Annotated in this window: 11 protein-coding genes; 8 read left to right on the top strand and 3 right to left on the bottom strand. The window is 47.2% G+C overall.

Features of this window, described 5'->3' with window-relative positions; genetic code table 11:
* Positions 1–30: 30 nt before the first annotated feature.
* Both NF543_RS02950 and lpxK read right to left on the bottom strand, forming a co-directional pair.
* Positions 31–624 (bottom strand): Crp/Fnr family transcriptional regulator, encoded by a 594-nt coding sequence (locus tag NF543_RS02950; RefSeq protein WP_257666609.1) that lies wholly within the window; start codon positions 622–624, stop codon positions 31–33.
* A gap of 22 nt (positions 625–646) precedes the next feature.
* On the bottom strand, positions 647–1,714 hold the full coding sequence (gene lpxK / locus NF543_RS02945) for a tetraacyldisaccharide 4'-kinase (RefSeq protein ID WP_257666608.1): 1,068 nt from the start codon (positions 1,712–1,714) through the stop codon (positions 647–649).
* Between the two features lie 93 nt (positions 1,715–1,807).
* Here lpxK and mqnB point away from each other — a divergent pair, with 93 nt between their 5' ends.
* The 6 genes from mqnB to NF543_RS02915 all read left to right on the top strand — a co-directional run bounded on the left by mqnB (position 1,808) and on the right by NF543_RS02915 (position 6,582).
* Entirely contained in the window at positions 1,808–2,428 is a 621-nt protein-coding gene (mqnB, locus tag NF543_RS02940) for a futalosine hydrolase (RefSeq protein WP_257666607.1), read from the top strand.
* 147 nt (positions 2,429–2,575) lie between these two features.
* Complete coding sequence (locus tag NF543_RS02935; protein ID WP_257666606.1) at positions 2,576–3,562, top strand: pyruvate dehydrogenase complex E1 component subunit beta; 987 nt, start codon at positions 2,576–2,578, stop codon at positions 3,560–3,562.
* Positions 3,563–3,760: 198 nt separating this feature from the next.
* Positions 3,761–4,195, top strand: a complete 435-nt coding sequence (locus NF543_RS02930) for a DoxX family protein (RefSeq protein WP_257666605.1) — start codon at positions 3,761–3,763, stop codon at positions 4,193–4,195.
* Positions 4,196–4,304: 109 nt separating this feature from the next.
* Entirely contained in the window at positions 4,305–5,471 is a 1,167-nt protein-coding gene (locus NF543_RS02925) for a trans-sulfuration enzyme family protein (protein ID WP_257666604.1), read from the top strand.
* A gap of 17 nt (positions 5,472–5,488) precedes the next feature.
* Positions 5,489–5,905 (top strand): OsmC family protein, encoded by a 417-nt coding sequence (locus tag NF543_RS02920; RefSeq protein WP_257666603.1) that lies wholly within the window; start codon positions 5,489–5,491, stop codon positions 5,903–5,905.
* A 146-nt stretch (positions 5,906–6,051) separates the two neighbouring features.
* Complete coding sequence (locus tag NF543_RS02915; RefSeq protein WP_257666602.1) at positions 6,052–6,582, top strand: YceI family protein; 531 nt, start codon at positions 6,052–6,054, stop codon at positions 6,580–6,582.
* A 52-nt stretch (positions 6,583–6,634) separates the two neighbouring features.
* Here NF543_RS02915 and NF543_RS02910 read toward each other — a convergent pair whose 3' ends face one another.
* Complete coding sequence (locus tag NF543_RS02910) at positions 6,635–7,690, bottom strand: DUF2157 domain-containing protein (RefSeq protein ID WP_257666601.1); 1,056 nt, start codon at positions 7,688–7,690, stop codon at positions 6,635–6,637.
* A gap of 371 nt (positions 7,691–8,061) precedes the next feature.
* Here NF543_RS02910 and uvrA point away from each other — a divergent pair, with 371 nt between their 5' ends.
* Positions 8,062–10,920: an excinuclease ABC subunit UvrA gene (gene uvrA, locus NF543_RS02905; RefSeq protein WP_257666600.1), complete on the top strand. Its 2,859-nt coding sequence runs from the start codon at positions 8,062–8,064 to the stop codon at positions 10,918–10,920.
* A gap of 12 nt (positions 10,921–10,932) precedes the next feature.
* Entirely contained in the window at positions 10,933–12,780 is a 1,848-nt protein-coding gene (gene mutL / locus NF543_RS02900; RefSeq protein WP_257666599.1) for a DNA mismatch repair endonuclease MutL, read from the top strand.
* Positions 12,781–12,789 lie beyond the last annotated feature (9 nt).

Below are 12,789 nucleotides of genomic sequence, written 5' to 3'. Positions count from 1 at the left end.
ACGAACGTTAAGAAATCTGCATCACGCTCACTACGCTACAATGCGGCTACGGATACGGCTAAGACTCTCGGGGCTCATGCCCAAAAATCGAGCGATATATTTCTGGGGGACTTGCTTTATAATATCAGGCCGCGTGGCCAGTAGTTTTTGGTAACGGGATTCCGGCTGTAAACTGAGCAGGTCTTTCGTTCGGTTGATATTCTGCGTTGCCGTAGCCTCCACAATATCTAAAATATACTTATTGAATGCAGGAGACTCCCGCATTAGCAATATCGTATCTTTACATGAAATGTATAGGTAATCTACGCGGGTCAGCGCTTCGATGTAATTCCCGGCGGGAATCTTCTTGGAAAAACTTTCCAAATCGGTAGCCAATTCACCGGGCATAAAAAAATAGCACGAATGCAGCGATCCCTGTTCATCGGCATAATACATATGCAGTATGCCCTGCACGACAAAATACAGGTGGTGCGCCGCCTCACCTGCTTGTAGCAGCGGCGTCTTCCGCTTGACGGATTTCAGCTTGAAAAATGAAGAGATCAATTGTATTTCCTGCTCGTCCAACGGGCGATGGGCGCCAATGGATGCTGTCAAGGCTTGCATAGATGCGGTATGGGTATTCATGGCCATACCCAAAGTTAGTGATTTAAAAGTTATTATCTGCCAAAGTGTTTGCGCAGTAGTTTAATACCAGCTCCCTGAAGGTGTCTTCATCCTCGTTCTCAAAGGTAATACGAATCGGCACCATATACATCGGCAAACTCGTTAAATGGCTGGAAAGTGTGGGTGTCAAGAAACGCTGAGCGTCTTTCTCTGTGGTGATGATGAGTTTACGTGGATTTTTCAGCTCATCAAACCGATTGACCATCTTTTGGATATCTGCCAAAGTGTATTGATGATGATCAGGATAACGTAGTTGGACGATGTCCTTTACCTGAGTTGCAAGGTAGTCATATAATGGTGTGGGATTGACAATACCTGTTATGAGTAATACGGAGATGTCCCGGTCAAGAGTGGCTCCGTCCCTTACTTCCGGCAGTATAGGTATAAGTGGGCCATAACCAATACTCGAAAACAACACAGGTACATCTAGTGATGTGGATAGGTTATGCCGGATACGCTCCTTTTCCTGATTACTGGCTTCGACCGGTGTTTTGGTCACCACCATGATATCAGCTCGGCGACGTTCTTGGAAGCAATCACGGTAGTTGCCCGCAGGCAACAGCCATTTGGGTTGCCACATGGACTGGTAATCGAAAAGCAAGATCGCAAATCCCGGGCGTAATGCCCGATGTTGGAATGCATCGTCCAAAACGATGGCTTCATGGCCGCTCTGGATCAACCGGACTATTCCCTTAACCCGATTTTCACTCACAGCCACGGTGATGTGAGGAAATTTGTGCTTAAACTGCAATGGTTCATCCCCGCATTTGGTTGCCGAATCATTGACACTAACCTCCAAAAAACCTTGGGTTTTTCGGCCATAACCACGGCTCAGTGTTGCCATATTGTATTTCCCTGCCAGCAAGCGGATCAGGTATTCCGTCATCGGGCTTTTTCCAGTACCACCTACGGCAAGGTTGCCCACCACGATGATTGGATTATTGAAAGACGTACTGCCAATCCACCCCCAGTCGTAGAACCGGTTGCGCATCCATATAATAAGGCCATACAATACCGAAAAGGGCAATAATAGCAATCTGAAGTAAGCCATGGTTAGCAAAAGTAGTAAAATAATAGCGCTATAAGGTTAAGCTCACAGCAATGTATAAATTCCGTGCATTTTATGTACATTCGTCAGTAGAACATGAAAAACATATTGATCATAGCCGCTACAGAAGGCGAGGTTTTGCCTTTTATCCAATTGCCCGAACAGCAACGGCGGGGCATGGATATATTGGTTACTGGTGTGGGCATGATCGCCACTGCGTTTGCTGTAGGCCAAAAACTCGCCACAACTCGTTATGACCTGCTGCTTAATGTGGGCATTGCCGGTAGTTTCGACAACAATATCGCCCTCGGCGAGGTGGTGCACATCCATCAGGATACATTGGCAGAATTGGGGGTTGAAGACGGAGCGCATTTTATCGACAGCGAAACGTTGGGGCTGGCTCAACATACGTTCTATGGCAGCACGGATCATGGTCATACCCTTATCAGCGAACTGCGAACGTGCAAAGGAATTACGGTCAACAAAGTGCATGGAAATGAACGAACGATTGATGAGGTCATCCGCCGCATTAACCCCGATACAGAAAGTATGGAAGGGGCCGCAGCTTTCTACGCAGCCCAGCAGGCCGGGATACCCGCCATACAGGTGCGCGCTATTTCAAATTATATAGAACGCCGTAACAAGGACAATTGGCGAATCCCTTTGGCCATAGCAAATCTAAACCATTGGTTGGCTACCTTTGCCGATTTGCAATAACCATGCAAACCTAGGAGGTCTACAAGGGAATCTCCTCATTGGGAAAACCTAGGAGGGTTATCAAAAATTTGACAAGGAGGGCATCAAAAATATCAATTTTTTGTAGTAGGTTTGCGTTCTGAAAATTTTTGACACGATATACAACTGATGAGAGAAATACAATTCAGAGAAGCGCTTCGTGAGGCAATGAACGAAGAAATGCGCAAAGATGAAAAGATATTCTTGATGGGTGAGGAAGTGGCGGAATACAATGGGGCTTATAAAGTGAGTCAAGGCATGCTTGACGAATTTGGGCCCAAACGCATTGTCGACACGCCTATTTCGGAGCTTGGCTTTACAGGTATCGGTATTGGTGCCGCCATGAATGGGCTCAAACCTATCATTGAATTCATGACATTCAACTTTTCACTGGTTGCCATTGACCAAGTGATCAATTCTGCCGCCAAGATGTACTCCATGAGTGGCGGCCAATTCCCTATCCCCATGGTTTTCCGCGGCCCTACGGGAAATGCTGGCCAGCTAGCTGCTCAGCACTCTCAGAATTTCGAGAATTGGTATGCCAATACGCCAGGGCTTAAAGTGGTGGTGCCTGCCAATCCTTATGATGCGAAAGGCCTGTTGAAGCAATCCATTATTGATCCGGATCCTGTAATTTTCATGGAATCCGAAGTGATGTACGGCGATAAGGGTGAGGTACCCGAAGAGGAATATTACCTGGAACTCGGCAAGGCCCATACTGTAAAATCAGGTAACGACGTAACGGTGGTAACGTTTGGCAAAATGCTGCCCCGCGTGGTACAACCCGCGGTTGAAGAGCTGACCAAAGAAGGTATCGATGTAGACCTGATTAATCTGCGCACAGTACGCCCCATCGACTATGACACCATTATCAATTCCGTAAAGCGAACAAATCGTTTAGTCATCGTGGAGGAAGCATGGCCATTGGCCGCTATCTCTTCTGAAATCGCCTATAAGGTGCAACGCGATGCATTTGACTACTTGGATGCTCCGGTAACACGGATTAACTCTGCGGATGTGCCAATACCTTATGCACCTACCTTGCTCCAAGCTGCGCTACCCAGCATTACTCAGGTAGTTAAAACCGTGAAAGAAGTCATGTATATTAAAAAATAGTCACCATGTGATTATTTATTCATAGTAGATAGCCTGCTTTTTGACTCAAAAAGCAGGCTTTTTTGTTACAAAGCAATCGGCAATAAGATGCCGCTAATATGTTATCCCCTCTTTTGACCTCGCCGTTTGGAATTTCATTTTAAGTTCCCTAACTTTAGTTTATTCAAATGCCGGTTTAATCTGAAAGGAGGTCCAGTCATGAAACTCATCCAAAGAATCGAATATTGGGGCGACACCCACCATCCCCGGTGGTTAGATGTGCTCCGCATTGCATTAGGGATAATTATTTTTCTCAAAGGGGTGACATTCCTTGCCGATACAACGTCACTGAGGCGGCTAATCGAAGAAACCCACATCATTTACACATGGGGAGCAGTGCACTATATTGCCTTCTCTCATCTAGTGGGTGGCATACTGATTGCCATTGGTCTGATCACCCGTGTAGCAATCGGTTTTCAGCTACCCATTTTATTTGGGGCCGTCTTTTTCGTAAACATTACACGGGGACTTACCTTCCTCAATTCAGAATTATGGATTTCCATTATTGTGCTTACACTGCTCGTCGTTTTCTTTGTGATCGGGTCAGGACCATATTCGTTGGATCACCAAATGCGGGAACGAAAAAATAGGTGATGGATAAAAGGAAGGGTTAAATTCTTCCAAAGCATTTTAACCCTGCCGTAATCAAGCTAATTTGCATATCCCCGCAACTTTGGCTAAATTTGTCCAATTAAAATCGGACATGAACGAACAGACAAAGGCCATTCGGGAGCAGGCAGACCGCTCTCCATATCGCGAACATGCAGTACCCTTATACCTTACTTCCAGCTTTGTCTTTGATAATGCCGAACAGGGGCGTGCCATATTCGCTGAGGAGGAAGAAGGCAACGTGTATTCGCGATATTCCAACCCCAATACCACGGAATTTATCAACAAGATTTGCGCCATGGAAGGTGCTGAGGCTGGACTTGCCTTTTCTTCGGGGATGGCTGCTGTCTTCGCTTCATTTGCGGCGCTGCTCCAAAGCGGCGACCACATCGTATCCTGCCGGGCAATTTTCGGATCCACTCACCAGCTATTCACCAAATTGCTCCCACGTTGGGGCATCACCACCACCTATGTGGATGCATCCAAGCCGGATGACTGGGAAAAAGCCATCCAGCCCAATACGCGGATGATTTTTCTAGAAACTCCATCAAACCCCGGGCTGGAATTGGTGGATTTGGAATGGTTGGGTAAATTCAAGGAAAAATACCCCAATATCATCCTCAATGTCGACAATTGTTTTGCTACGCCCTATTTGCAAAAACCCATTCGCTATGGCTTTGACCTGGTAAGTCATTCGGCCACCAAATACATGGATGGACAGGGTCGTGTATTAGGCGGTGTAGTGGTAGGCAAAAAAGAGCTAATCGATGAGTTAATGTTTTTCATCCGCCATACCGGTCCATCTATGGCTCCTTTCAATGCCTGGGTCATTTCCAAAAGCTTGGAAACCCTTGGTCTGCGGATGGATCGCCATTGCAGCAATGCGCTCCATGTGGCACAAACATTGGAACAACACGCCCAAGTGCAAGAGGTACGCTATCCGTTCCTTCCATCACACCCGCAATATGAATTGGCTAAAAAGCAGATGAAAGCAGGCGGCGGTATTGTCACCTTTGTCATCAAAGGAGGGTTCGAACGGGCCAAACGGTTTTTAGACGCCCTGAAGATGATACGGATTACCTCCAATCTGGGGGATTCACGCACCATTGCCACGCATCCGTCCTCTACTACCCATTCCAAACTGACGGATGACGAACGCCTGCAATTGGGTATACAACCTGGAAGCATCCGGATATCCGTAGGACTAGAGGATGTGGAGGACATTGTCAATGATATTACACAGGCATTAGCAAGTAGTTGAATAAACGATTTATTGTGATGAAAATATCCCTTTATAGAACCAATGATGCCGTACATTTTGAGGGTGTCAGCAGCAGCACAACGGCAAAGATACATATTGATGGCTCGCCGGATATTGGAGGCGAAGGTTTGGGTGCACGCCCAATGGAGCTGGTGCTTATGGCCCTTGGCTCATGCAGCGCACTAGACTTGGTGAGCATCCTCAAAAAGCAACGCCAGCAAATTGACGATGTCAACATCGATGTGGAGGGCCAGCGGCGGGAAGAAACACCTCATATTTTTACGACCATCCATATCACATTTTATCTCAAAGGAAACATCGATAAAGCCAAAGCGGAAAAAGCCGCAGAACTGGCTGTAAAAAAATACTGTTCCGTACATGATATGTTGGCTGCGGGAGGAGTAGACATCACCTACGATATCCAAATCGACTAAACAATCCCATTTTCTTATTGTTATCTAATTTAAGCCGTAATGGTCATGCTGTTGCGACTTTTTTTTATTTAAGCATAACTTAACCTAGTTCAATGCGTGTTCAAATATTTACTTTTACTTTTGTAAAACACTAAAAACGATAAGCTATGGCAACTACTTGGAATTTAGACCCTACCCATTCAGAGGTCGTATTTAAAGTAAAACATTTGGTAATTTCAACGGTTACCGGACATTTTCGCACATTTGATGGAACGGTAAAGACAGCAAACGAAACAGACTTCACGACGGGTAAGATCAGCTTCAACATTGACACATCCAGCATTGATACCAACCAGCCACAACGTGATGAACACTTGAAATCGGCTGATTTCTTCAATGCGGATAAATACCCCAAAATCACCTTTGCCTCCACTTCCGTTGAGGAGAAAGGAGATGACGAGTTTATACTACATGGCGATCTGACCATTGGCGAAACCACTAAACCCGTTAAATTCAATGTGGAATTTGGTGGTACAGCAACTGATTCCTATGGCAACTATAAAGCAGGATTTGACGTATCAGGTAAAATTAATCGCAAGGAATTTGGCCTTACCTGGAACGCCGTGACAGAAGCTGGCTCCGTAGTCGTAGGCGACGATGTCAAAATCCAAGCAAGCGTACAGTTTGTGAAACAGTAACGGTGTTAAAACCTCATAGGCTTACATAGTGCCCATCATGCTAGCAGTAAACCTATGAGGTTTTCTTTTCATCTCTCCCACTCCATATCCGCTCCGCCCAACGGCCGATATACCAAAAGGATCCCGCAAGCAACAGAAAAAACACAGCCCGGTTGATATTGTCCCATAAATACTCAAAGAAACGGGTATACACATTGATGATCAAAAAGATAATCCCAAATTCCCGAGCGATGTGGTCCACACGTTTCAATCCATACCAAGCAAACCCCAAAGACACCGCTGTAGACAACAGCCCCCAGTAGAAAATCCGCCATTGCCGCACATCACTCCACTTATCCATATCGCTGTAATTGCCAAAAATAGACAACAGCCAAAGCGCTACCATTAAATAGGTGAGCCCAATGATGTAACTGAGTTGCTGGAAAGGCTTAATGGGCTTGAACCGATGCTGCCAAAATAAGGCAAAGGCCGTAAGCAATGCCCCAAAAAGCGTAAAGCGTAGCGGATAATTCATTCCCCAGAAACGAAATCCCCAATTGCTATGGTAAGCTGTCTCCGTGGCAAACCATATCCCGAAACTGACTAATGTGAACACCCAAATGAGCTTGGAAGAAAGCTTGACCGACAAGATGCCATATACGATCACCGAGGCAAGAAACAATAAGGAAAAATGCCCAGATCCTTTATCGATGATTTTACCGAGATAACCAATGAAGGTGGCGGTAGCGAATACACCCAACAGCATCAATGCTTCATTGCTGAATGTTTTATTGGGATATTTCCGTTTATGTTTGAATCCCCAATAATAGCATAGAATGGCCAATACCAAACAAAAAATAGCAATGACCACATCAGGTGTATCATAGAGCTTCTCGATCCACCGAAGCACCATCTCGTCAACAAATAAGGAAAGAAAAGCAAGCACCACACAAGAGAGCGCAATCCAAAAAGAATACTGGGCCAATCGTTTCCAATCAAAGCCTTTCAACTCATATGAATCCGTCAATTGCTTTGCCAGTTCATCATCAATCAGGTCGTGCTCCCGCCAATGAGATATCGCATCATCCAATGTTTCCTTCTCTTGTTTGCTGATATCCAATTTTTTCACGATAGTGCCTTTTAAAGAGACTAAGGTAGGAATAATCGAGACATACCGCCAAGATTTATCATCTATGCTGATCGTTTGGTGCACAACAGCTAGCAGGTTTCACGCAAAGTGCGCCAAGCCCATTCCTTAGCGGTCTTAGCGAGAAAGCGGAGCGCCTTTGTGAGCTCTGCGTGAACATTTTTAAACAGCATGTTGCGTTTTGTCGTGCACCCTGCGTGAAACTATCCATACTATTTCCGTATATTTCCTCTATAAAAGTTGTCTCCCAACGGCAGAGGAGAGATCGATAAATTCGCTTTTATATGCAACGCGATTAAATTGCATATGAAAGCGAATTTATCTAAGTTTGCATTTATTGATACAAGGGGTAAATGACTAAACAATCCACGCCCGATCTGGGCGAGCAAAGCGAAGTAGAAGTATTCGGCGCGCGTGTACACAACCTCAAAAACATTGATGTAAGTTTCCCCCGCAATGAGCTGGTCGTCATCACGGGATTGAGCGGCAGTGGAAAATCATCATTGGCATTTGACACCATCTATGCCGAAGGTCAGCGCCGATACATGGAAACATTCAGTGCCTACAGCCGCCAGTTTCTGGGTGGCATGGAACGCCCGGATGTCGATAAGATCTCGGGGCTCAGTCCCGTCATTTCCATCGAGCAGAAAACTACCAGCAAAAACCCACGGTCTACCGTGGGTACCATCACCGAAGTGTACGATTTCATGCGCCTGCTCTTTGCCCGGGCCGGTGAAGCGTATTCCTATGTAACCGGCAAAAGGATGGAACGCATGTCGGAAGACCAAGTGGTAGACCGCATCATCAAGCAATTTGATGGACAAGCCATCAATGTGCTGGCTCCCGTGGTTAAGGGCCGCAAAGGTCATTACCGTGAGCTGTTTGAGCAAATCCGTAAACAAGGTTATGTAAAAGTGCGGGTGGATGGCGAATTATTGGATATTGTACCCAAGATGCAGGTCGACCGCTATAAGATCCACGATATCGAGATGGTTATAGACCGGCTCCTTGTGTCCGAAAATGACCGCAAGCGGCTATTCACCTCGGTCATGCAAGCCATGAAAGCCGCAAAAGGTATTATCAAGGTTAGCGACAAGGCCAACAACGAATATTTCTATAGCCGCTACCTGATGGATGCGGAATCGGGCATTTCCTATGATGAACCTCAGCCCAACACATTTTCCTTCAACTCGCCATATGGCGCTTGCGAACAGTGTGACGGGCTGGGTTATGTCTACGAAATAGACCGCAACGTTGTCATTCCCGACGCCAAGCTCAGCATCATGAAAGGAGGGCTGGCGCCATTGGGCGAATACCGCGAGACTTGGAACTTCCAAGTGCTGAAGGCCGTAGCCAAGAAACTCGATTTTTCGTTGTCCACTCCCATTGAAAAACTCACCACGGAACAACTCAATGCCCTCCTTAACGGAGTAGAAGATACCGTAACGGTACCTGTCACCTACAGCAGCTGGAATACCAAGGACTACAAGATAACGTTCGAAGGCCTTTTCAAAATGCTCGAAGACCAAAACGAGCGCCAGGGAGTAAATGGACAAAGCCTCGATGAATATCGCGCCAAAAGGATTTGCCCGACTTGTCAAGGCGCCCGGCTCAAAAAAGAATCCCTCCATTTCAAGATAGCCGATAAAAACATCCATGAATTGGCCGCGATGGACATCTCTTCGCTTGCGGCATGGTTTGATGACGTCGAACAGCGTCTTAATGAAAGACAGCGCATCATTGCCATTGAAATCCTGAAAGAAATACGAGCGCGGCTGGGTTTCCTGCTGGATGTGGGGCTCAATTACCTGACACTTGATCGCACAGCCAGAACGCTTTCGGGAGGAGAGGCACAGCGTATCCGCTTGGCCACCCAAATCGGCTCGCAACTTGTCAACGTGTTGTATATCCTTGATGAACCCAGCATCGGGCTGCACCAGCGCGATAATGAGCGGCTCATCAAGGCCCTTAAAAACCTCCGCGACATTGGCAATTCCATACTCGTGGTAGAGCACGATAAGGATATGATCCTCAATGCCGACTATGTGATAGACATGGGACCAGCAGCCGGTGCCCATGGCGGGCTCGTGGTCGCACAAGGCAGACCCGAACAACTGAAGGCGTCCAACACGCTTACGGCCGCATACCTTAATGGCGCGAAAGAGATCCATCTCCCGGAGAAACGCAGGGCCGGAAATGGCCATACCCTACGTCTTTCGGGAGCATCAGGCAATAACCTCAGCAACGTTACCACTGAACTTCCCTTGGGCAAACTCATCCTGGTAACCGGTGTATCGGGCAGTGGCAAGTCGAGCCTCATCACAGAGACCCTATACCCGATCCTGAATCATCATTTCTTCCGGGCTAAGAAAACACCGTTGCCCTATAAGAAAATAGAAGGGCTGGAGCATATAGATAAAGTCATCGAGATTGACCAAAGCCCCATTGGCCGTACGCCACGATCCAACCCATCCACCTATACGGGTGTGTTTTCGGACATCCGTGCCTTGTTCGTACAGTTGCCCGAATCCAAGATTAGGGGTTATAAGCCCGGACGATTTTCCTTCAATGTAAAGGGGGGACGCTGCGAGACCTGCCAAGGTGGGGGCATGAAGGTCATTGAAATGAACTTTCTGCCAGATGTGCAGGTACCCTGTGAGACCTGCAACGGCAAGCGCTATAACCGAGAAACATTGGAGGTACGTTACCGTGGAAAGTCCATCAGTGATGTCCTGGATATGAGTATTGATGACGCCGTAGCCTTCTTTGAGAATATCCCATCCATCTACCGCAAAATCAAGACCCTGCAGGATGTGGGGTTAGGTTACCTCACCCTGGGTCAGTCTTCTGTAACCCTCTCTGGTGGGGAAGCGCAACGCGTAAAACTAGCGACGGAGCTTTCCAAGAAAGACACAGGCAAGACCTTCTATATCCTTGATGAGCCCACTACAGGTCTCCATTTCGAAGATGTGAATGTGTTGCTCGGCGTACTCAACCGTTTGGTAGATCGAGGGAATACCGTGTTGATCATCGAGCATAACCTCGATGTCATTAAAGTAGCAGATTGGGTGGTCGACCTCGGCCCAGAAGGAGGTGCCGGAGGCGGGCAAATCCTTTTCAGTGGCACGCCAGAGGATCTTATTAATTGCAAGAACAACCAAACGGCACGTTTCCTTAAAATGGAAATGCGGGGAGTGGGGATGATTTCGTAACTTCGCAATTATATGTCAGATATTATCCAATTGTTACCGGATGCCGTGGCCAATCAGATTGCTGCGGGAGAAGTGGTACAACGCCCGGCATCAGCAGTGAAGGAATTGATTGAAAATGCGATAGATGCCGGTGCAGACAAGATAAAACTGATTGTCAAAGACGCCGGAAAATCACTGATACAGGTAATAGACAACGGATGCGGCATGAGTGTAACCGATGCCAGACGTTGCTTCGAACGCCATGCCACTTCCAAAATAAGGAAGGCCGAAGATTTATTTGCCATCCGCACGATGGGCTTCCGGGGCGAAGCGCTGGCGTCCATAGCGGCCATTGCCCATGTGGAGCTCAAGACACGGCGGGTAGAAGATGAATTGGGGACATTGATAGAAATTGAAGGCTCAGCCGTCGTGCAGCAGGAACCCACAGCACTACCGGCTGGCTCAAGCATCAGTATCAAAAACCTGTTCTACAACATCCCCGCCAGGCGTAATTTCCTCAAAAGCAACCCAGTGGAAATACGCCATATCGTCGATGAATTCCAGCGGGTGGTATTGGCACATCCTCAGATCTTTTTCAGCCTCCATAGCGATGGCCATGAATTGTTCCACTTACCCGAGGAAAGCCTCAAGCAGCGTATTGTCCGTGTTTTTGGCAATAGCTACAACCAACGGCTGGTTCCGGTGGAGGAAGAAACGACCATCATCAACCTCAAGGGTTTCATCGGTAAACCCGAATACGCCAAAAAGACCCGGGGTGAACAGTTCTTTTTCGTGAACAATCGCTTTGTGAAAGACCCTTACCTCAACCATGCGGTCCTCAAGGCCTATGAAGACATTTTACCCCCCGAAAGCTTCCCTCTTTACGTCCTATTCATTGAGATTGATCCCGCGAAGATCGATATCAATGTGCATCCCACGAAAACGGAAATTAAATATGAAGATGAACGCGCCATTTATGCCATTATCCGATCGGCTGTAAAACGTTCATTGGGCAGGTATAACATTACGCCTACGCTTGATTTCAACCAAGAGACAGGCTTCAGCCAAATGATTAGTCATAAACCGTTGGAAGAAATCACACCGCCCTCGGTCAAATTCAATCCCGATTTCAATCCGTTTGACAGTGGGAAATCGAGCGGCGGGAAACAAGCCTCGCAGACCCCACGCATAGGGCAGGAAGGCATCCCCCAAAATTGGGACACCCTGTACCAAATCACGCAAAAGGTTGAAAGCACGCAATTAGGCCTCCATGGTGATGAGTCCGATTTGCCTCCCGCGCAACAGCAGTCGACCGCCAAACTGCCCTTCCAACTGCATAATCGTTACATCGTGTCGCAAATCCATTCTGGATTTATCCTCATAGACCAGCAGGCCGCACACGAACGCATCTTATTCGAGCAGTTCCGCCAACAGTTGGAAAATCGACAAGGCGCCAGCCAGCAAAGCCTTTTCCCACAGACGGTAACGCTCAACGGCTCGGATTTCCAGCTGATAAAAGACCTGCTTCCCGATATACAAGCCTTGGGTTTCCAAATCAGGGAGTTTGGGAAGCACACGTTTGTGGTAGAAGGTATCCCGGCAGACATCACGTCCGGAGTGAGTGAACGGCAAATCCTGGAACAGTTGCTCGAAGATTATAAAAATAACCAGTCTGAATTGAAGCTTCCAAAGCGTGAGAAATTGGCCAGGAGCTTAGCGCGGCACGCAGCTATCAGACCGGGAACCGCCTTGTCTACATCGGATATGGCCGAACTGATAGACCATCTGTTTGCTTGCGAATCGCCCAATGTGTCATTGAATGGCAAACCCGTAATCCTTACTTTTACATTGCAAGAACTGTCTGAGCGGTTTGCGCGCTAATTTGAATTG

The organism is Parapedobacter tibetensis, assembly GCF_024704835.1.
GTDB classification, from domain to species: domain Bacteria; phylum Bacteroidota; class Bacteroidia; order Sphingobacteriales; family Sphingobacteriaceae; genus Parapedobacter; species Parapedobacter tibetensis.
This window is presented reverse-complemented; position numbering and strand designations above follow the sequence as displayed.

Excerpts from the sequence above, each read along its gene's own strand:
- lpxK (WP_257666608.1), bottom strand. The coding sequence starts at position 1,714 with ATGGCTTACTTCAGATTGCTATTATTGCCCTTTTCGGTATTGTATGGC.
- NF543_RS02915 (WP_257666602.1), top strand. The coding sequence starts at position 6,052 with ATGGCAACTACTTGGAATTTAGACCCTACCCATTCAGAGGTCGTATTT.
- NF543_RS02930 (WP_257666605.1), top strand. The coding sequence starts at position 3,761 with ATGAAACTCATCCAAAGAATCGAATATTGGGGCGACACCCACCATCCC.
- NF543_RS02925 (WP_257666604.1), top strand. The coding sequence starts at position 4,305 with ATGAACGAACAGACAAAGGCCATTCGGGAGCAGGCAGACCGCTCTCCA.
- NF543_RS02935 (WP_257666606.1), top strand. The coding sequence starts at position 2,576 with ATGAGAGAAATACAATTCAGAGAAGCGCTTCGTGAGGCAATGAACGAA.
- mutL (WP_257666599.1), top strand. The coding sequence starts at position 10,933 with ATGTCAGATATTATCCAATTGTTACCGGATGCCGTGGCCAATCAGATT.
- NF543_RS02950 (WP_257666609.1), bottom strand. The coding sequence starts at position 624 with ATGAATACCCATACCGCATCTATGCAAGCCTTGACAGCATCCATTGGC.
- NF543_RS02920 (WP_257666603.1), top strand. The coding sequence starts at position 5,489 with ATGAAAATATCCCTTTATAGAACCAATGATGCCGTACATTTTGAGGGT.
- mqnB (WP_257666607.1), top strand. The coding sequence starts at position 1,808 with ATGAAAAACATATTGATCATAGCCGCTACAGAAGGCGAGGTTTTGCCT.
- uvrA (WP_257666600.1), top strand. The coding sequence starts at position 8,062 with ATGACTAAACAATCCACGCCCGATCTGGGCGAGCAAAGCGAAGTAGAA.